We start from the raw sequence: 18,669 nt of genomic DNA, 5'->3' as shown, positions 1-18,669 counted from the left end.
CATTTGCGGAGGAGGGAAAACAGAGCTTCGGAAGTTTCGACAATTTTCATGAAACTTTCCGAGAATGACGGTGCCATGGTAAGTGGGATATCAACACTTGTCAATCAGCGAGTTCATCAGGTGAGCTGCAGGTACCGACTCACCAGCGCGGCGGCGTCGAGCATCGCGAGCCCGCGCTCGGTCAGCCTGCGGCCCCAGCCTTCGAGCGCGGCGGCCAGCTCTTCGGTACCGCCCGCGATCCGGACCTGCCGCACCACGACCGCGATGCGCTCCAGCGGATAGTCGCCGCGCCTGAGCAGATGCGCGAGCTCGGCGTCCCGCACGTCCTCTTGGCGGAACAACCGGTACCCGGTCACCGGTTCGCGCTCAGGGGCGAGGATCCCGGCCTGCTCCCAGTTCCGGATGGTCGCGGCTGTGACCTCGAGCCGCCGCGCGAGCTCGCCGACCGTGAGCGGCGCCCCGGTGAACCGCGCGGGCGCGGGCTCGGCCGTGAGGTGCCCGATCGCGGCGCGCACGGCGTCGAGGGTCTCCCGGTCCCGCAGCAGCCGCAGGTGTCCGCGATCGATCGATGCCAGCGCGCTCTCGGTGTCTCCGGCATTGAGCGCGTTCATGATCCGGCCCGCCGCCGCGTGGCCGTACGCCGGGATCAGCGCCAGGAACGCCCGCAGCGCCGCCGCGTGCGCCTCGGTGTAGACCCGGTACCCGCTGCGCGTGCGCGCCGCCGCCGGAATGAAGCCGTCCCGCTCGTAGTTGCGCACCGCCTGGGTCGAGAGCCCGTGTTCGCGGGCGAGGTCGGAAGGTCGCAAGGTGTCCACTGTCCGAAGACCCTAACCGAAGGCCCCGGCCGCCGCTAGCGCTTCCGCTCAAGGGCATTGCGGCCGTACGCTTGAGAGCCCGGCGTCTTGGAGCCCTTTGGAGCCCCGCTATGAGCACCTCGTTCGATCAGGAAGCGCTGTACGACAAGCCGCACTCCGTCGACCTCGCCCAGGTCATGCTGGTGTTCCAGTACTTCATGCTGGTCAGCGTGACCGTCGGCATCGGGCCCCGGGCCTTCAACTGGTTCAAGGGCGAGACCGAGGACGTCCCACTCCTCGCCGACATCGAGGCCGCCATCGACATCGGCGCCGGCTACCCGATCGAGGTGGTCCTCCCGGCCCTCGTGTTCTACACGGTCCCTTACGTCATGGCGGTCCTGGCCCTCGGCCTCGGCCGCAAATGGGCCCGCGTGGCCGCGATCGTGATCGTCCTGGTGAACGTGGTCTTCGGCATGACCGCCGTCGTCCGAACCTACGGGGAGGTCTTCGCCCTCATCGTCGCACCACTGTGGATCATCATCGCGCTGTTCGTCCTCGGCGGCCTCGCCTCCCGCACTGCCCGCCAATGGTTCCGCCAAGGCGGCTGGGAACCCTGGTACGTGCGCTACGAGATCGACCGGATCCAGGACATGCGGCCCCGGCCGCGCCCCCGCCGCCGCCGACCCCGCATCGCCCACGACCCCAACGAAGCCGACGCCGACTGACGAAGGGGCCCGGCCGCAGCCGGGCCCCGCTACTCGGGGCTGGTGATCCGAGCGAGCACCACGCCGCAGACGATGAGCGAGATCGCGACGATGCGGCCCACCGTCACCGGATCCCGATTGAGGACGATCCCCAGCGTCACCGCACCCACCGCGCCGATGCCCGTGAACACCGCATAGGCCGTACCAGTCGGCAGGCCGCGCATGGCGACCGCGAGCAGGAACGCCGCGAGTCCCATCAGCACGATGCTGAGGACGCTCGGCCACAGCCGCGTGAACCCCTCAGTCGGCTTGATGCTCATGGCCCAAGCGATCTCGACGAGGCCTGCCGCGACGAGCACCCACCAGCTCACAGCGAACCCCCGATCTTCCGGGCCGTTTCCAGCGCCGCCGCCCGCGACCGCTCGTGCTCGTCGCGCCGCCGGGCCAGGGCCGGGTCGATCAGCGAGTTCACCATCTCGGAGCCGACGAACACCGCGTCCTCCACCGCGAAGTGGCCGGAGAAGAAATCGCGGAGGTACCGCTCATGGTGGTCGAACGGCTCGCGCGGCGTGCCGGGGCCGTACGCTCCGCCCCGGGCGTATGCGACCACGAACTTGGTGCCCGCCAACGACATCCGCGGGAACGTCACCTGATCGATCCAAGCCTTCAGCACCGCCGGGACCGAGAAGTTGTACATCGGCGCCGCGATCAGCACCGTCTCGGCCGCGACCAGTTCCTCCAGCAGCGGCCGCACCACCGCCCACGCCGCGGCCTGCTCCGGCGTCCGGACCGCCTCCGCATACCTCGCGGGTTCGGTGATCTGGTGCTCCAGCACGTAATCGCAGAGCTCGGTCCAGGCCTCCCCGATCGGGGGCGGCGGGTCGAGGGCGAGGTCGCGGCGCACGTACGCGGCATCGGGATGGGCGAGCCGCCAAGCGGCGGCCACGGTATCGCCGACCTCGCGGCTGAACGAACTGCGGCGGGCGCTGGCGTCGAGGTGCAGGAGCACGGTTCCTCCAAATAAACGGACACGATGTCCATTTATCGTCGAACATAACCGGCCATGCTGTCCACTTACTGTTAGGATCGCCACCATGAAGCACGAGCGCGCCGACGCCGCCCGCAACCGCACCAAGGTGCTGACCGCCGCGGCCGAGCTGTTCGCCGTCAAGGACCCGCGCGCGGTCACCATGGACGACATCGCAAAAGCCGCGGGCGTCGGCCGGGGCACCCTCTACCGCCGCTACCCCGACGTCGCCTCCATCGCGGTTGCCCTCCTCGACGAGCACGAGACCGCCCTCCAGCGCGACCTCATGTCCGGCCCACCGCCTCTCGGGCCCGGAGCCCCGCCCGCCGAACGCCTCGCCGCTTTCTACGCCGCGATGGCCGACCTCCTTGAGACCCATGGCAACCTCGCCCTCGCAACGGAACTGGGCGGCCGCCGATTCGAAATCGGCGCCTACGGCTTCTGGCGCGCGCACGTCCTCTCGCTCCTACGAGAAGCCGCCATCCCCACCCCCGAAGCCCTCGCCGACACCCTCCTCGCCCCGCTCGCTCCTGAGGTATTCAAATTCCAACGCGCCCAAGGGCTCACACTGGCGAACATAAAAAGCGCCCTGTCCCGCCTCGCCATGGTCGTCGAAAACCGACCGGGCTGAGGCAGGCAGGGCGCGGCACGGGTCCGGGACGCGAGCAGCGTCCCGGACCCGCCGTCAAGCGATGGCCGGGTACGCGGACACGCCGCTGTTCGGGTCCGCCGCGAGCGCCGCGTACTCGTTGACGACCCACGGGGCGACACCCGGCGCCGTCTCGGCGTCCGCACCGGTGAGCGCGTCGAGCACCACCGGGCCGTTCTCCGTGCTGCCGTAGATCGCGCCGTGCCAGACGGCGGTGATCCCCACGCTCGCACGCTCGGCCGAAGCCTCCTGCTGCCACACGAACTGGCCGGTCTCGGTGTTCACGGCCCCGAGCCAGCCCCAGGTGTCGTTGCAGACCAGCGTCGTCTGCCCGTCGAACCTGCACACGCCCAGATCGCGCTCCTCGGGCTGCAGGCTCGTGACCTTCCCGGTCGCGGCTTCGACCAGGTAGAGGCCGCCGTCGATATTGTCGAAACCGCCGAAGCCGTACACGTACTTCGACCCGGCCGGACCCACGGTCTCGTACCCGAAGTTCGGGTCGTCCCACTTCACGGCGCCGTCGGCGATCGCGAGACCGCCGAAGTGCCGGTTGTAGTCCCGCTCCCCGAGGTTGCCGACCACGGTGTCACCCGCGACGGCCCAGGTCGAGAAAGCCTGCTCCCACGCCACGGCCTTCGCGTTCAGGTCCACCGCGACCGAGTAACCGGTGTAGATGTCCAGGTCGATCACGACCACGCCATCGGTCGCGCCCTTGGCGACGGCGTTCTCATACGTGGAACCGTCCTCCGCGAGCGGCAGCTCGTGCACCACGCTGAACGCCTGCTCGCCGGACGCCGGGTCCACCGCGATCACTTCGAGGCTCTGGCGCGCAACGGCAGTGCCCGAGGCCTCCCCGGTGGTCAGGAACGGCACCACCACGAGTTCCTTGCCGCCCACGTCCACCGTGATCGGCGCCTGGATCGGGTTGTCTCCCGCGAACACGGTGAGCGCCGGGTCCATCGGCGTACCGGACTGCGGCACGATCGCGGGCAGCACCTCGGCATTGCGGGTGTCCACGATCTGCAGCTGGTTCGCCGCCGCGATGAACGCCCTCGTTCCTGAAAGGACCACCGGGAGCGGCTTCACGGCGTCGCCGGCCAGGTTGACGTTCCCGGCCCCCGCCTCCTCGGGCAGCGGCACGCCCGCCCCGGTGTCGAACTGCATGGGCGGGTCGAACGCCTCGGCGTCCACTTCCTCCTCGGCCGCTGCGGAAGTCGCGGCCTCCTCGGTGGGCTCATCGATGGTCCCGCCGTCTTCGCTGCAGGCGCTCAGGAGCAATCCGGAGGCGGCCAGACAGCACAGCACTGCTCTCAGCTTCATAATGGGGATGTTCGCTCTCTTGTCGGGCACTGACGAAGAAACACCCACAGTGTATGGACCGACCGCCACCAACGGGGTCTTTGCCGTGCGCACCTCACCTATAGTGCTGAGCGGGCGACGGCCGTTGTACCCCTCAACGGCCACAACAGGAACGGAGTTCGATGATGGACAATCCCCTACTCGACGTCGAAGGCGCCCGGGAGCGTCTTGAAGCCTGGAAGGCTCGAGCTGAGCAGCGTGCCGCCGACACCCAGGCCGCCGCCGAAGGCCTCCAAGCGCTCCGTGTCACGGCATCCGACGACAACGGCATGATCACCGTGACGATCAGCCACAGCGGCGATCTGCTCGACGTCCAGGCGAAGGACCGCATCACCCGCCAGCCGGCCGAATACACGGCGAGAGCGATGCTGCAGGCCTACCAGAACGCCAAGCGTCAGCTCGCCGAAGCGGCGGCAGCGGTCGTGCGCGAGACGGTCGGCGACGACTCCCCGACAGGTCGAGCCCTCATGGCGGGCTTCAAGACCAGCGCCCAAGAGGACCGGTAGTCGTGGCCGCCAAGGAGGTCGATCCCGATGAGCTGCGGTCTCACGCCTCGCATCTGCGCGCGCTCAACGAGCGATTCGCCGCGATCAAGGAGGCCAGCTCGCACATCGCGATGTCAGACGATGCATACGGCAAACTGTGCGCGATGCTGCCGCCGCTGATGGAGCAGCGGCACCAGGACCAGGACGCGGGCATGGCCTCGATGGCCGAGAACTTCGTGCTCCTCGCGCAGGCCGTTGAAGAGTGCGCCGCCGCCTATGAGGACGCGGACACCCAGTCGGCCGACGACTTCACCCGCCTCGAAACCGAGCTCTGACACCCGAACCCCTCTGGAGCGACCCGCATATGAACAACCTCATCGCCACTTCGGACCAAATCAAGGAAGGCCAGGCCGGCTACCGCGATGCCGGAACCGGTTTCGGCTTCTACGAGGACTACACCGGCATCCGCGACGCGATCAAAGAGGGCAGCTGGATCGACGGGTCCATCGCCGGCCTCGGCGCGGCCCTGAACGTCGGGTCCACGCTCATCGACCCGTTCAGCACCCTGCTGTCCATGGGCATCGAATGGGCGATGGAGCAGGTCGAGCCCTTGAAGGAAGCCCTCGACTGGCTCGCAGGGGACCCCGAGACCATCGAGACGGTCGCGATGACCTGGGACAACATCGCCAACGAGCTGTTCGCCATCGGCGAGGAGTTCGAAGCCGCGGTCGGCTCGGAGATCCCGACCTGGCAGGACGACGCCGCCGAGGCCTACCGCGATATGGCGGGCTTCAACGTCGACCTCGTCGGGGCCTTCGGCGCGACCGCGCTCGGTATGGGGGAAGCGGTGCGCGGCGCGGGGAACCTCGTGACGATGGTCCGCGAGTTCGTCCGCGGATTCGTCGCCGACTGCATCGCGAAGGTGGTCGTCTGGCTCGCAGAGGTCGTGTTCACCGCCGGCGTGGCCGCGCCGATCGTCGCTGCCCAGCTCGCCGCCGCCGTGGTCAAGTGGGTCGGCCGGATCTTCGGCTGGCTCATGGGCCTGGTCACGTCCATCCAATCGCTCCGTGCCCTCCTCGACGTCTGAAAGGCCCCGCATGCAGCGACGCACCCCAGGAGCCTTCCGAGCCGCGATCATGTTCGCGGTGCTCCTAGCGCTCACCGGGCTCCATGCCCGGAAGAACAAGAACCGGAAACCTCCGAGGCCGCCGGTGGGCGGCCAGATGGACCAGAACAAGCAGGACGCCGAAAGCGACCAAGCCCGTCCGAAAGGCGCCGACGACCCGAAGGACCCGAAGGACACCGACGATTCGAAGGACGACGACTCCACGCCGCCCAAGTCCGACACGGAACGCGCCAAGGACCTCGGGTACACGCAGCGGATCCCGCCGCAGAAGGCGGAGTTCGACAGCCACGGCCAGACGGTGTACTACAACCCGAAGACCAAGACGTACATCTCCCGGGACATCGACGGGCACAACACCTCGGACGGCTGGAAGATGTTCGACCGGAAGGGCCGCCGCATCGGCACGTACGATTCCGAACTGAACCGCCTCAAGGACTAGGGAGCCAGGTAGCCAATGTTCACCGTCACCGCTTCTACGCACGCAGCGGACGCGAACCAGTACTTCGCCGGGAGCCTCGCCTTCCCGAACGGCGAGGTCGAGTACTTCCAGGCCTCCCTGGACCACTGGGACATCCAGCAGTACACCGAGAGCTGGCGGGCCCAGCTCGCCAAGGTGTCGAGCGGTGGTCCGGTCGGAGTGCTGCTGACGAACGTGCAGGATCCCGAGTCCGCGAACTTCTTCCGGGGCTGGACGATCTACAACCCGGGCGACGGGTTCTTCTACTTGCAGGACGGCCTGTTCTTCGTCGACGAGCTCCCTGCAGGCTGGAGCCTCGACGACCCGAGCACCTTCGCCGAGGAGCGCGAGACGGTCACCGAAGAGGGGCACCAGATCTCGGAATGGCGGATCGACGAGGCCGACATCGACCCCTATCGGTCGATCGTGGTCACCGACGCCATGCTGTGAACGGCAAACGGCCCCGCCACCCTCGATTTCAAGGGCGGCGGGGCCGTGCTGTGTTCTGAGTCGGGCTACCGGTCGGCTCGCTGGAGCAGCGCGGTGAAGTCGGCGGTCTTCAGGTCGAAGATCGGGGAGTCATCGCCAAGCTTGCTGTCACGAACCTGGAAGCCGGGACCTGCAGTGCGAGCCTCGACGCAGTCGCTATTCGCGGTGCCCTGGCTCCGGCTTGACTTGCGCCACGGGGCGACTCGTAGTTCCACGCAGTCGGTGTTCGCGCCCTGGCTCCGGCTCGACTTGCGCCACCCATCCTGGCTCATCGCTGGAACTCCTTTAGAGACTTGGCTTGTCGGAGTCCTCGATAATCTGGTGATACTTCCCCACATCATCGCTGTTCTCGTAGAACCGACGCTCGTAGGGGCTTTCCAGATAGACGATGCTGGGCTCCTCGATGATTCTGCAGGATAGTACGGAGAACGGCATCGCGCTTATTCGTTGGGACGACCGGGGTTCTGATCGTCGTCGGGATTCTCGGGATCGCTGTTCTTTCGGGAGGGGAGCGTTCGCTTCGGGATGAGCTGCTCGGCTTCGTCTGCGAACTCCTCGCGTCCGAACCTTCGGTAGATGCCCGCCAGCGCGACGCCGATCGCGGCTCGCTCGGAGTCGTCCGCAGTTTGGATGAACCAGTCGAGATCGCGGCTGATGGGCAGGTCCGAAGGGTTGGCGTTGGGATTCAGCCGGCGGTCGAGTCGGTACAGCAACTCGGCCTTGCCTGGCAGTTCGTCGATCTTCGCCGGGTCTTGGGCGAGCCACCACATCGTTGCGGTTCGCGGGTCCTGGAACACCTTGCCGAGGTACCCGACTCGACGCTGTAGCCGCTCGGCTTCCAGAACCTCGTCGTAGCTGCGCTCCACGGCTCTGAGCTGACCTTCGTCGACTTCCACCGCGTCGCAGTAGGCCGAGATGACGAACTCCTTGTTCGGCAGCGTGCGCTGCACTCTGAACATGTCGGACAGTTCGTGCCTGAGCTGGCTTCTCTGCGGCAGCGCGAGGTTGGTGGAGACATCTTTGCCGGCTGTGTAAAGCAACGATTCGACGCTGCTGATCGACGGTTCCGTTCCGGCCCGGTTCTTGTCAGTCGGTGCGTAGGCCACCCTGAACTGGCATGTGAACTGGAAGTACTCGTCTCTGCTCGGCAGGGACACGGTGACGTCCATGTATCCCGACGCTGTCGCTGCTTCGTCGGCGAACTCGTCGCTCCTTTGCCGGGAGGCCATGTACCAGCCGAGTCCGAGAACCGCGGCGGCGAGCATCAAGAGGATGAGCACTGCTGTCATGGGAGGGGCACCTCGATTTCAAACATGTGGCTGAGCATCTGGCGGGAGAGTTCTCGAGTGCGCTCGGAGAGGCCCGCGCCGTCGAGCGTGAGTGATTTCGAGGCTTGGGCGATCTGGCCGATCGAGCCGTAGTCGTCGGCGGCCGCCTTGACTACCAGTGCGACCATGCGCTCACCGTCGGCCGGGGAGAGCTCGGCTGCGGCGGAGAGCCAAGCCCTGACGGCGAGGCGGACCGAGGCGGGGTCGGCGATGGTGAGGACCAGCCGCCAGAAGGAGGCGGTGAGTCCTGCGGGATCGCCGATAACGGGCCAAGGGTCCTGTCTGAGCGATTCGATCACGTCCTCCCTGACACAGATCCGGTCGAGCAGGCGGGGGATCATCGAAATCTCGTTCTGATCGGCACCGAACAACCAGTGCCGGAAGTGGACCAGCAGGTCGCCCAGGTGGATTCGCGCAGAGGACGCGATGATCGCCTCGAACGCCGCCTCGGCGACGCCGTCGTGCTCCGAGCGGGCGAGCTGCCGCAACCGGAACAGTGCATTGCGGGGGAATCGGACCAGGTAGTCCTCGTCGGCGCAGGCCTCGAGCGCCGCTACCTGCCTCTCGAACGATGAACCGCGGCTCCAGTCGTAAATCCGGCCGCGGACGCTGGGGCCGATCGTGTCGTCGAGGGCCCCGCCGAGCAAGACGGCTGAGGCGAGCGAGCGGATCACCGGGGACCGACTGACGGTCATCACTTCGACCTGTCCGGTGAGCATCGATCCGTCTTCAGCGACCGAAGCCAGCTTGACCAGACGCCGCGGGAGCCGGGTGAGGTTGGTCCACTCCAGGTAATCGGGTTCGAGCAACAGCCGTACCAGCCAGTTTCGCAACGGCATATGCCAAGCCGGATACTGCTCCCAGACATGCAGGAGCACCTCGTCGCCCAAATCGGGGTGCTTGAAGTTCGAGCCCTCGATGTAGAACTCCTGGCGGATCAACTCCAGCTTCTGGAGGATGCCGTACTCGCCGAGCACCTCCACTGGGGTGCCTTCGTCCTTGGAGTACCTGAGGAAGTCCTCCGCCGCGAGTGCGATCGACCGGGTGGACATCCGTTCCAGTGCGGACGCCGAGATGAGCACCGCTTTGCCTTGGGCGTCGAGCTTGTTCTCCAGCAGGTCGCGGATGGAGGCTGAAGCGTCTTCAACCCGGCGCTTGAGCTGCTCCTGGAATTCCTGCAAGGTGAGGTCGGCGGGAGCGTGGCTGAGGATCGAGGCCATGAGGCGCACCAGTGGCGGCCAAGCGGTGCTCAACGTGTCGCTGAAGTACTCGGATTCGAGGATTTCCGCGAACTCCGCGTCTGCCCGATCGAAGTGATGGGTGAAGACCCGGTCCGGATCGGCGCGTGCCAGATCGAAGACCGATTTCGGGAAGTGGCGTTGGAATTCGATACGGAACTCGAGTTCCACGGCGATAACCAGGCGGCAGTCGAGTTTCTTGAGAATGGTGCGCAGATAATCGGCCGCAGTGGGCAGTTGCTCCTCGAGCCCCGGATTCTGCGAGGTGTCGAGCACCAGCACGGTCGGTGCCTCGAACCCCTCGAGCTCCTGCTTGAGCTCGTCCACGCTGGTGGACTGCAGCATCCGCGCGGGTAGCCCGAGCCGTGCGCCGAAGGCCTTGCACCGCTGCTTCACCGCGGTGCTCAGCCCGGTTTGCCCGGTCGAGGCGAGCACCAGCACGAACTCTTCATCGAGCGCTTCGAAGTGCTCCTCCGTGCCTGGGGGAGCGACCAGATCTTCGACCTCCACCTCGAACGATTCCCGGTTCGTCGAGGCGCCGAACATGTCGCGCAGGTCGGCGACCGCTTCGCTGCTCGGGAGGTGAATATTCGTGATGTGCACGTCCCGCTTGGCCTGGACGCTGTCACGACCCACATTGGTAATCGATTCAGCGGCGGGTTCCTTCGCGGCGGCGGAGGTCTCGATGTCGGCTTCGACTCGCTCTGCCGGTTCCGGTTCGGGTTCTTGTTGATCGCTTTCGACCTCCGCAAGTCCCTGACCGGGTTCGCCATTGCTCGGTTCAGTCGTCGGTGGCGGCGTCGGTGCGTCTGCTTCGCGGGCGGTCACGGGTGTCTCGGCTCCTTGCCGGTTCGGCGATGCTTGCCGTCGCCGAATGGGAACTGGTCGAGGCCGAGGTTGTTGACGGTGGCGTCTCGGCCCGCCGAAATCTGGTCCCCGGCGATGTAGGTGTTATGCGTGGACTGGTCACGGCTGTAATTCACGGTGCCGGAGACCACGCCGATCGCGCCGTCACCGGACACGTCTCCAGTGGACGTCTGCTCGATCCGGGCTCCTCGGCCCACCGTGCCGACTTGGTTCGCCTGCCCGTCCGCCACGTGGTTCTCGCCGTTCAGCGTGTAGGCGGCGCAGGCTTCGCGATCGACCCGCTCCTCCAGAGGGCGGCGCTGCCCGCCCTTGTCGGTCCTGCGCGTCCCGAGATCGACCAGGCCGGAGCGGAGAAGCGCTCCCGAAGGCGATGGGACATGAAGGAAGGCGGTCGTGCGGTAATGCTTCGATTCGATCGCGATATCCGACTCGACGAACTCGCTTTTTCTGAGCCACAACGGGTTTCGGCTGACCGTGAAGTCCATGACCGGCGCGGTGACCGCGACCGCGAGGAACGTTGCCTCAGGGTCGGAACGCTGCAGCAGGAGCCGGGTCGGATCGGCGTCGGCGACCCGGCAGGCATCCACCACGGTGCGGTTCGGCGCTACGTCGACCCGCCGGTCCGCGATGCCGTGGACTGGCCCGTAGGAGACGCCCATGCGCATCCGGACGCCGAGGCCGTCCTGCTGGTGGAGTTCGCGCAGCGCGAATTGGAGTGCGGCCGGGATGCGGTCCACGATGTGCGGGAGGCGCCGCTCATCGAACCCGGCCACGATGCCGTCGCCGGCGTTCTGCATGAAGACATGGGCCGCATACGCATCGGCGAGTCCGGCGCGCTCGAAGGCCTGCTCGACGACGTCGCGGAAGGTGCTGGCGATCTTAGTGCTCTGCGCGTCGGTGTATCGGCCGAACTGCTCGATGTCGAGGCAGAGGACGGTCAGGTACCGGTCCTCTGCTTCCCGGCGAGTACTGGCGGGCATGGTGGGAGACTCCTTCACGTAGGGGTACGCATCGCCTCATCGTCTGGGGCCGTGCGGCATTCGAATGTCCGACACCGGATGAATCAGAATGTGTCTCGTATCACCTAACGTGAATTGGCGTGGCGAGCGAGCTTTGCAACGTCGAGCACTCGAAGTGGTGCTGGAACGGTCCGGATCAGGTCGGACTTCTTCCAAGCGGCCAGGACACTGGTGACCGTGCTGAGCGCGACACCGAGCGAGGAGGCGATCTGCGCCTGGGTCATCGGCACGGTTGGTTCCGCGTCGGCCGGGGCGGTGCCGACGATCTCCAGGAGGAGGAGTGCCATGCGCTGCTCGGTCTGCAGGTGCGAGGCCCGCCAGATGCGCTGGCCGCTCTGGCGGATCTTCCCGAGGATGTAGCGCTGCAGCGGGTCGTCGAGTCGATGCCGTCGGATGAACGCGTCGAAGGCGTCAGCGGTCAAGGCGGACACGACGCAGTCCTCGAGCGCCCAGACCGATGCCATGTGCTCGCCTTGGTCCCGTTGGGCGTATTCGCCCACGAGGTCACCGGGGCCTCGAACGGCGATGAGGGCTTCGTTGCCGTCGGCCTCGGTGTAGACCACCCTGACCCGGCCTTTCAAGAGGGCGTAGACGACCGGGTTGCGATCGCCTTGCTGGAGCATTCTGGCACCGCCTGCGGAGTCCGTGGTGCGGCCGGAGGAAACCAGGTCGTTCCATTCGGCGCCGGTTACGAGGGCTTGGAAGCCGCGGCTATGCAGATGTTGTGGAGTTGGGTTCACTGACCCTTCTTAGCGAGGCCCGATGCACGGTGCTGTCGGATTGGCGACACCCAAAGGATGAATCGAGCGCTCCTGAACGAGCCGGGGTGGGCCGAGAGAGCGCCCCGCCGGATGGGGGCTGCTCAGTGAGGGAGTGGTGCCAGGCGTTTGGTGGCCCAGATCAGCATGAGGCCGACCAGGATCCCGGCGGTGAGGAGTGCGGCGGTGCCGGGAGTGAACAAGTCGATGTCGGTGCGGGCATAGGCGAAGCGGGCCAGGAGTGGTCCGGCTCCCGCCGCGATGATCGCGGCGGCCAGATTGAACGCGACCTGGAGGCTCGGGGTGAACAGAGGCCCCGCGACAGCGAAGCCGAGCATGGCCAAGGCGAAGACGTTCAGTGCCGGCGCGATCGTCGCCTGTGCCGAGGAGTGCTGGTCGTCACCGATCGTGGGCCAGGCGGTCTCGGCGATGAGGAGGGCGCAGGCGGCCGAGAGGATCCCGTAGCAGGCGATCGCGAGCACGCCCAGCAGGAGTCGCCGCCATACCGATGCCGAAGTAGTTGTCATCATGCAACTGATTCTAAGATCATCAGTTGTCAAATAGCAACTGTTGTAGGATCTCATCTATGAATCGTCCCGAGCCAGAGCCTGACGAGGTGATCGAGCGGGCTCTCGTCCGCATCAGGCGCGACCAGCAGTCCCGGCGCCTCCAGCGCCGCGCCGCCGGAGACGATCCCGCTGCGGCTTCCGCGGCGAGTGCCGCCCGCTTCCGCTACCTCGATGCCCTGGACGGCAACAAGAACGGCTTGTCCATCTCGCAGATCGCCGAAGCGATCGACGTGGACCGGCCACGCGCCAGTCGCCTCACCGCGGAACTGCTCGCCGACGGCCTGATCGAACGCGACACCGCCCCGGGCGACTCCCGCTATGCCCGCATCCGACTCGCCGCCGAAGGCCAGGACCTCGTCGACCGCGTCCGCGCCGGCCGTCGCGGAAACGTCGCCGAAGCCCTCGCCGCCTTCACCGATGACGAGGCGCGGACCTTCGCCGCGCTGCTCGAACGCTTCGTCGACGCATGGCCGCGAGACCGATCGCCATTGAAACCCGAAACCCGCGGCGAACGCTGAAGTTCGGTCCCGCCGCTGCCGCCTACGTCTCGGGTGGGGGGATTGTGGAGGAATCTTTGGTGAGGCTAAGGTCACAGGGGCAGTCGAGTGGAAGGGAAGTGCTGTGCGCATACTGAGGCTTGTCGCGGTGGCGTCGGTCGGGCTCTTGGCCTTGGGGGCCTGCGGAAGTGAGCAGGGGGCCGCGATGTTCGTCGGCGACCAGCGCGTCACTGAGGCCACCCTCGACGGCTATGTCGACGGCGAGGTGAGCTCGTACCTCGAACAGGGCGCGACGCTCGAGGAAGTCAGCTACGCGGACAGCCGCCAGAAGGCCGCGTTCATCGTGCTCTTCGCCGAACTGGGGCAGGCCATGGACTTGGAGGCCCCCGACACGAGCTCCGCTGCGAACGAGTTCGAGGCCCAGTACATCGAGGCCGCCAAGTACTACGACGAGATCGCCGCGGCCGCAGAGCCCCGCGAGATGACCGACGTGGAACTCGAGGCGCTGAACTCGGCCGTCTCGGGCGACCAGAACCTGCTGCAGCGCGCGGTGGAGGGCTGGATCGCCTCGGAGGGGCTCACCGAGGAGGAGCTCATGGAGTTCAACATGGCCGCGCAGTCCGACCCGACCGTGCTCCAGGAGGTCGTGCAGTTGTGGGGCGAGCAGCAGGCCGGGTTCGCCGACGACCTGAACGAGTACATCGCCGAGTACGACGTCGCGGTGAACCCGCGTTACGGCGAGCTCGACATCAGCCCGCTCGTCGGCGTGTTCACCGTCGAGGTGCCGCAGCGTTGAGCGACATCATCTGGCTCCTGACCTCGCCGCGCATCCCCGCCGGGCTGCTCACCGTCGAGGCCTGGGACGCCCTGCAGGATGCCGAGGTCGTCGCCGCGTTCTTCGAGAGCCCGACGGTCGAGGCCGTGCGCGACGCCGGGATCGACGTCGAGCTGGTCGAGGACGCCGCCGAGTTCATCGAGACCGGCGGTGTGTGGATCGTCGGTGAGGACGGCGACGAGGAGCTGCGCGAGGCCCTCGCCGAATACGTGGCGGGCGGTGAGATCGAGCTCGAGATCGTCTACGGCTCCTGGGATCCGCCCGGGGCGAGGCTGCTCGACCTGGTCGAGGCGGTGGCCCGGCTGCACGCCGAGGACGGCTGCCCGTGGCACCAGGAGCAGACGCACGAGACGCTCGGCCCGTACCTGCTCGAGGAGTCCTACGAGGTCCTCGACGCCATCGCGAACGGCGACGCCGAGGAGCTCCGCGAGGAGCTCGGCGACCTGCTGTTCCAGCCGCTCCTGCACGCCTCGCTCGCCGAGGACTTCGACATCGACGATGTCGCGGGCGACCTGGTCGAGAAGATCATCCGCCGGCACCCGCACGTGTGGGGCGACGCCGACCCGGACGACCTCTACCAGCACTGGAACGAGGCCAAGGCCGCCGAGAAGCCGCACCGCGACCACCCGGCCGACGGCGTCTCGCGCCAGCTGCCGTCGCTTTCGCTGGCCGCCAAGGTCATCGAGCGCTTCCACGACCAGGGCGAGCCGCTTGAGCTGCCCGAACTGCCTGACGGACTCAAGCTCGAGGCTGACGAGGTAGGGGACTTCCTGCTCGCCGCCGTGGCCGCCGCGCGGGCCGCCGGGGTGGACCCTGAACTGGCTCTCCGCAAGTCGATCACCGATCGCGCCGGGCTCGAACGCCTCGACCCGCAGGGCCACGTCGCGGAGGCGATCGAACACTAGATCGTGCAATCAGAACTTCACAATACCGTCCCGTTCGTCTTAACAATCGTCGGTTTCTTTGCTACGGTCGTTGGCATGCCATCCGGTGACGCAAGTGACAGCGGCTCGAAAGGCCCGGCCACCCATGTCGTTGAAAAACGGAGTACAGGACGAATCGATCCCAGCGGGGACCTGAGTTTCGGCTCGCCGACCCCCGCCGAAGGGGCCGAACTATGGAACCTCGCCCGCGAGGCGGGGAACCTCGACGTCAACAGCAGGTACGCGTACCTGCTGTGGTGTCGTGATTTCGCGGCCACGAGCGTCGTCGCCCGCGATCGGCAAGGAACGATCGCGGGTTTCATCACCGGTTACCGCAGGCCCGAAGCGCCGGACGTGTACTTCGTCTGGCAGGTCGCGGTCGCACCCGGCTTCCGCCGCCGGGGACTGGCACGGACCATGCTGGACCAAGTGGTCCTTCGCATGCGCTCCAACGGAGTCCGCTTCGTCGAGACGACGGTGACTCCGGACAACAAAGCGTCGATGCGCCTGTTCGAGTCGTTCGCGGAAGCGAACGGCGCGAACCTGACGCGCGACGTGCTGTTCTCCGAGCGAGAGCTCGGCTCCGGCCATGAGCCGGAGGTGCTGCACCGCATCGGACCGATCAGCGGTCCGACGCGTTTGCTCGACGGCGCGCTGCCGGACTGAGCCAGCCCTACCCGGGCACCGACTGAGCCGGCCCGGGTATGCGCTCGGCGCGTGCCTCAAGCAGTGCGCGCCGGGAAGCGGAGAACAGCCAACAGGCCGACCCAGAAGAGATCATGCAGGTTTTCGAACAGGTCGAATCAGAAGTCCGTTCCTACTGCCGCAACTGGCCCACGGTGTTCACCACCGCGAAGGGCAGCCGCATCGACGACGAGCAGGGAAGGTCGTACATCGACTTCTTCGCCGGTGCGGGGTCGCTCAACTACGGGCACAACCACCCCGTCCTCAAGGAAGCCCTCCTGGGCTACCTCGCCGAGGACAACGTCGTCCACACCCTAGACACCTACTCGGGGGCCAAGCGCACCTTCCTGGAGACCTTCCGCGACGTCGTACTCGCGCCCAGGAACCTCGACTACAAGGTCCAGTTCCCCGGCCCCGCCGGGAACAACGCGGTCGAGGCCGCGCTCAAGCTGGCGCGCAAGTACACCGGCCGGGAGACCGTCGTGTCCTTCACGAACGGCTTCCACGGCATGACCCTGGGGGCCCTCGCGGTCACCGGGAACTCGATGAAGCGCGGCGGCGCGGGCGTGCCGCTTAACAACGCCGCGACCATGCCCTACGACAACTACATGGACGGCCAGACGCCCGACTTCCTGTGGCTGCGCAGCCTCCTGGAGGACTCGGGGTCCGGGCTCGACCAGCCCGCCGCGGTGATCGTGGAGACCGTGCAGGGCGAGGGCGGCATCAACGTCGCCACGCACGAATGGCTGCGCGGGCTCCAGGACGTGTGCCGCGAGCACGACATGCTGTTCATCGTCGACGACATCCAGATGGGCTGCGGGCGAACGGGTCCGTTCTTCTCGTTCGAGCGCTCGGGGATCTACCCGGACATCGTGACCCTCTCGAAGTCCTTGTCCGGCATGGGATTGCCGTTCGCGCTCACGCTCATGAAACCGCACCTGGACGTGTGGGAGCCGGGGGAGCACAACGGGACCTTCCGCGGGTTCGCGCCCGCGTTCGTCACCGCCACCGCCGCGCTCGAGACGTTCTGGCGCAACGACGACTTCACCGCCGGAGTCGACCGCGACGCCGCCTGGCTCGACGCCGAACTCGCCGACATCGCCGCCAGCCACGCCGAACTCGGCATCGCCACCCGCGGCCGCGGCCTCGCCCGCGGCATGGTCTTCGACAATCCCGAGCACGCGGGCCAGGTCTGCAAGGAGGCCTTCGCGAACGGCCTCCTGATGGAGACCTCCGGCGCGGAGGACGAGGTCGTCAAGTTCCTCCCGCCGCTCACCACCAGCCGCGCCGACTTCGAGGAAGGCGTCGACATCGTCCGCGAAGCCGTCGCCACGGTCGAGAAGGAAGCCGCCGCGAAGGGGACCGCATGATCGTCAGAAGGCTCGAAGACCTCATCGGCACCGAATTCGATGTCGAAGGGCACGACCGCGACCAGGCACAGGGCACCTGGCGCTCCCGGCGCCTCCTGCTCGCCCGCGACAAGGTCGGCTTCTCGCTGCACGACACGGTCCTGTTCGCCGGGACCTCCACCACGATGCGGTACGCCAACCACGTGGAGGCCGTCTACGTCATCGAAGGCTCCGGCAAGCTCCGCGACCTCGAGACCGGCGACGTCCACGCCCTCACCCCGGGGACCATGTACCTGCTCAACGGCGGCGAGCGGCACACGCTCGACGTCGAGCAGGACCTCCGCTGCGTGTGCGTGTTCAACCCGCCGGTCACCGGCCGCGAGGTCCACGACGCAGACGGCACCTACCCCCTGCTGACCGAAGACGACTAGCTGCCTTTTCTGAAGCACAGCCATGCGCCGCCATCCATTTGCGGCGCAGTGAGGAGCGAACGACAATGCAGTCCACCGACCTCTACCCGACACGGCGCTTCAAGGAACCGCGCCTGGTCTACCGCACCGAAGACCCCGCCGTGTGGGGCCGCCCCGGCGAAGGGCCGCTCACCGAGGAGCAGCTCGACACGCACGAACTCGACGGCTTCACCGCCATCGAGCAGCTGCTCGAACCCGACGAGCTCGCCGCGGCCCAGACCGAACTCAACCATCTCCTCCAGGACCCGGCCCTCGACGGCGACGAACGCGTGATCCGCGAGCGGAGCACCGACGAGATCCGCTCGGTCTTCGACGTGCACCGCCTCTCGTCCCATTTCGCCGAGCTCATCCGAGACGAGCGGATCGCCGGGATCGCCCGCCAGATCCTGGGCTCGGACGTATACGTGCACCAGAGCCGCGTCAACTACAAGCCCGGTTTCGGCGGCGCCCCGTTCGAATGGCACTCGGACTTCGAGACCTGGCACGCCGAGGACGGGATGCCGCGCATGCGCGCGGTCAGCCTCTCCCTGGCGCTGACCGAGAACTACCACTTCAACGGCTCGCTGATGATCATGCCGGGCTCGCATCAGACGTTCGTCTCGTGCGTCGGCGCCACCCCGGAGGACAACCACAAGGCCTCCCTGGTGAAGCAGGAGGTCGGCACGCCCGACCACGACTCCCTGCGGATGCTCGCCGACAAGCACGGCATCCACCAGTTCACCGGCCCCGCCGGCTCGGCGATCTGGTTCGACTCGAACTGCATGCACGGCTCGAACGGGAACATCACGCCGTTCCCCCGCTCGAACCTGTTCATCGTGTTCAACAGCGTCGAGAACGCCTTGGAAGCGCCGTTCGCGGCCGAGAAGCACCGCCCGGAATACCTGGGCTCGCGCGACTGGCAGGTCCTGCGCTAGGCGGCCTCGACGCCGCCTCGACGGGGGAAGGCGCGGGCCCGACTCGACGAGTCGGGCCCGCGCCTCGTTGCCGCTATCGCCTTGCGGCGCGAGTTGAGCGGGATCTGCGGCGGCGCCCCCGCGTCGGA

General features: G+C 67.1%; 24 protein-coding genes. 14 read left to right on the top strand and 10 right to left on the bottom strand.

Going from position 1 to position 18,669, the window contains the following annotated elements; genetic code table 11:
* Positions 1-116: 116 nt before the first annotated feature.
* On the bottom strand, positions 117-815 hold the full coding sequence (locus tag O1R50_RS18715; RefSeq protein ID WP_408612742.1) for a TioE family transcriptional regulator: 699 nt from the start codon (positions 813-815) through the stop codon (positions 117-119).
* A gap of 110 nt (positions 816-925) precedes the next feature.
* Between O1R50_RS18715 and O1R50_RS18710 the strand changes: the two genes are divergently transcribed.
* On the top strand, positions 926-1,519 hold the full coding sequence (locus tag O1R50_RS18710) for a hypothetical protein (protein ID WP_270111686.1): 594 nt from the start codon (positions 926-928) through the stop codon (positions 1,517-1,519).
* A 29-nt stretch (positions 1,520-1,548) separates the two neighbouring features.
* Here O1R50_RS18710 and O1R50_RS18705 read toward each other — a convergent pair whose 3' ends face one another.
* Both O1R50_RS18705 and O1R50_RS18700 read right to left on the bottom strand, forming a co-directional pair.
* Positions 1,549-1,869: a DMT family transporter gene (locus O1R50_RS18705; RefSeq protein WP_270111685.1), complete on the bottom strand. Its 321-nt coding sequence runs from the start codon at positions 1,867-1,869 to the stop codon at positions 1,549-1,551.
* Positions 1,866-2,507: an FMN-dependent NADH-azoreductase gene (locus O1R50_RS18700; RefSeq protein ID WP_270111684.1), complete on the bottom strand. Its 642-nt coding sequence runs from the start codon at positions 2,505-2,507 to the stop codon at positions 1,866-1,868. The genes O1R50_RS18705 and O1R50_RS18700 overlap by 4 nt, the downstream gene beginning before the upstream one ends.
* An 85-nt stretch (positions 2,508-2,592) precedes the next feature.
* On the opposite strand from O1R50_RS18700, the gene O1R50_RS18695 reads away from it, so the two are divergent.
* Positions 2,593-3,156 (top strand): TetR/AcrR family transcriptional regulator, encoded by a 564-nt coding sequence (locus O1R50_RS18695; RefSeq protein WP_270111683.1) that lies wholly within the window; start codon positions 2,593-2,595, stop codon positions 3,154-3,156.
* A gap of 54 nt (positions 3,157-3,210) precedes the next feature.
* Here the strand turns inward: O1R50_RS18695 and O1R50_RS18690 are convergent, their stop codons facing one another.
* On the bottom strand, positions 3,211-4,494 hold the full coding sequence (locus O1R50_RS18690; protein WP_270111682.1) for a PQQ-binding-like beta-propeller repeat protein: 1,284 nt from the start codon (positions 4,492-4,494) through the stop codon (positions 3,211-3,213).
* A 164-nt stretch (positions 4,495-4,658) separates the two neighbouring features.
* On the opposite strand from O1R50_RS18690, the gene O1R50_RS18685 reads away from it, so the two are divergent.
* The 5 genes from O1R50_RS18685 to O1R50_RS18665 are packed head-to-tail and all read left to right on the top strand — an operon-like array spanning position 4,659 to position 7,051.
* Positions 4,659-5,039 carry a YbaB/EbfC family nucleoid-associated protein gene (locus tag O1R50_RS18685; protein ID WP_208495432.1) on the top strand — a complete coding sequence of 127 codons (381 nt, stop codon included), beginning with the start codon at positions 4,659-4,661 and terminating at the stop codon, positions 5,037-5,039.
* 2 nt (positions 5,040-5,041) lie between these two features.
* Complete coding sequence (locus tag O1R50_RS18680; protein ID WP_270111681.1) at positions 5,042-5,353, top strand: type VII secretion target; 312 nt, start codon at positions 5,042-5,044, stop codon at positions 5,351-5,353.
* A gap of 29 nt (positions 5,354-5,382) precedes the next feature.
* Positions 5,383-6,105 carry a WXG100 family type VII secretion target gene (locus O1R50_RS18675; protein WP_270111680.1) on the top strand — a complete coding sequence of 241 codons (723 nt, stop codon included), beginning with the start codon at positions 5,383-5,385 and terminating at the stop codon, positions 6,103-6,105.
* A 10-nt stretch (positions 6,106-6,115) separates the two neighbouring features.
* Positions 6,116-6,583 carry a toxin C-terminal domain-containing protein gene (locus O1R50_RS18670; RefSeq protein ID WP_270111679.1) on the top strand — a complete coding sequence of 156 codons (468 nt, stop codon included), beginning with the start codon at positions 6,116-6,118 and terminating at the stop codon, positions 6,581-6,583.
* Between the two features lie 15 nt (positions 6,584-6,598).
* The gene (locus O1R50_RS18665; protein ID WP_270111677.1) at positions 6,599-7,051 is read left to right on the top strand and encodes a hypothetical protein; all 453 of its coding nucleotides are present in this window, start codon (positions 6,599-6,601) and stop codon (positions 7,049-7,051) included.
* Between the two features lie 65 nt (positions 7,052-7,116).
* Here O1R50_RS18665 and O1R50_RS18660 read toward each other — a convergent pair whose 3' ends face one another.
* The 6 genes from O1R50_RS18660 to O1R50_RS18635 form a co-directional block, all read right to left on the bottom strand.
* Positions 7,117-7,362 carry a DUF397 domain-containing protein gene (locus tag O1R50_RS18660; protein ID WP_270111676.1) on the bottom strand — a complete coding sequence of 82 codons (246 nt, stop codon included), beginning with the start codon at positions 7,360-7,362 and terminating at the stop codon, positions 7,117-7,119.
* A gap of 168 nt (positions 7,363-7,530) precedes the next feature.
* Positions 7,531-8,379: a hypothetical protein gene (locus O1R50_RS18655; RefSeq protein WP_270111674.1), complete on the bottom strand. Its 849-nt coding sequence runs from the start codon at positions 8,377-8,379 to the stop codon at positions 7,531-7,533.
* Positions 8,376-10,292, bottom strand: coding sequence for a hypothetical protein (locus O1R50_RS18650; RefSeq protein ID WP_270111673.1), 1,917 nt, complete (start codon positions 10,290-10,292; stop codon positions 8,376-8,378). Before O1R50_RS18650 ends, O1R50_RS18655 begins: the two co-directional genes overlap by 4 nt.
* Before the next feature lie 188 nt (positions 10,293-10,480).
* Positions 10,481-11,503, bottom strand: coding sequence for a hypothetical protein (locus O1R50_RS18645; RefSeq protein WP_270111672.1), 1,023 nt, complete (start codon positions 11,501-11,503; stop codon positions 10,481-10,483).
* Between the two features lie 104 nt (positions 11,504-11,607).
* Positions 11,608-12,282 carry a Crp/Fnr family transcriptional regulator gene (locus tag O1R50_RS18640; protein WP_270111671.1) on the bottom strand — a complete coding sequence of 225 codons (675 nt, stop codon included), beginning with the start codon at positions 12,280-12,282 and terminating at the stop codon, positions 11,608-11,610.
* Between the two features lie 122 nt (positions 12,283-12,404).
* The gene (locus O1R50_RS18635; protein ID WP_270111670.1) at positions 12,405-12,830 is read right to left on the bottom strand and encodes a hypothetical protein; all 426 of its coding nucleotides are present in this window, start codon (positions 12,828-12,830) and stop codon (positions 12,405-12,407) included.
* 56 nt (positions 12,831-12,886) lie between these two features.
* On the opposite strand from O1R50_RS18635, the gene O1R50_RS18630 reads away from it, so the two are divergent.
* The 7 genes from O1R50_RS18630 (at position 12,887) to thpD (ending at position 18,541) form a co-directional block, all read left to right on the top strand.
* Entirely contained in the window at positions 12,887-13,387 is a 501-nt protein-coding gene (locus tag O1R50_RS18630) for a MarR family winged helix-turn-helix transcriptional regulator (protein WP_270111669.1), read from the top strand.
* A gap of 184 nt (positions 13,388-13,571) precedes the next feature.
* Positions 13,572-14,162: a hypothetical protein gene (locus tag O1R50_RS18625; protein ID WP_270111668.1), complete on the top strand. Its 591-nt coding sequence runs from the start codon at positions 13,572-13,574 to the stop codon at positions 14,160-14,162.
* Positions 14,159-15,106, top strand: coding sequence for a MazG family protein (locus O1R50_RS18620; protein ID WP_270111667.1), 948 nt, complete (start codon positions 14,159-14,161; stop codon positions 15,104-15,106). Before O1R50_RS18625 ends, O1R50_RS18620 begins: the two co-directional genes overlap by 4 nt.
* A gap of 3 nt (positions 15,107-15,109) precedes the next feature.
* The gene (ectA, locus tag O1R50_RS18615; RefSeq protein ID WP_270111666.1) at positions 15,110-15,790 is read left to right on the top strand and encodes a diaminobutyrate acetyltransferase; all 681 of its coding nucleotides are present in this window, start codon (positions 15,110-15,112) and stop codon (positions 15,788-15,790) included.
* A 113-nt stretch (positions 15,791-15,903) separates the two neighbouring features.
* The gene (gene ectB, locus O1R50_RS18610; RefSeq protein ID WP_270111665.1) at positions 15,904-17,178 is read left to right on the top strand and encodes a diaminobutyrate--2-oxoglutarate transaminase; all 1,275 of its coding nucleotides are present in this window, start codon (positions 15,904-15,906) and stop codon (positions 17,176-17,178) included.
* Complete coding sequence (locus O1R50_RS18605; RefSeq protein ID WP_270111664.1) at positions 17,175-17,588, top strand: ectoine synthase; 414 nt, start codon at positions 17,175-17,177, stop codon at positions 17,586-17,588. The genes ectB and O1R50_RS18605 overlap by 4 nt, the downstream gene beginning before the upstream one ends.
* Positions 17,589-17,653: 65 nt before the next feature.
* Complete coding sequence (thpD, locus tag O1R50_RS18600) at positions 17,654-18,541, top strand: ectoine hydroxylase (protein WP_270111663.1); 888 nt, start codon at positions 17,654-17,656, stop codon at positions 18,539-18,541.
* Positions 18,542-18,669: the final 128 nt, after the last annotated feature.

It is taken from the genome of Glycomyces luteolus (assembly GCF_027622875.1).
GTDB lineage: Bacteria > Actinomycetota > Actinomycetes > Mycobacteriales > Micromonosporaceae > Glycomyces > Glycomyces luteolus.
Note: the sequence above shows the minus strand (reverse complement) of the source record. Positions and strands in the feature narration are given on the sequence as shown.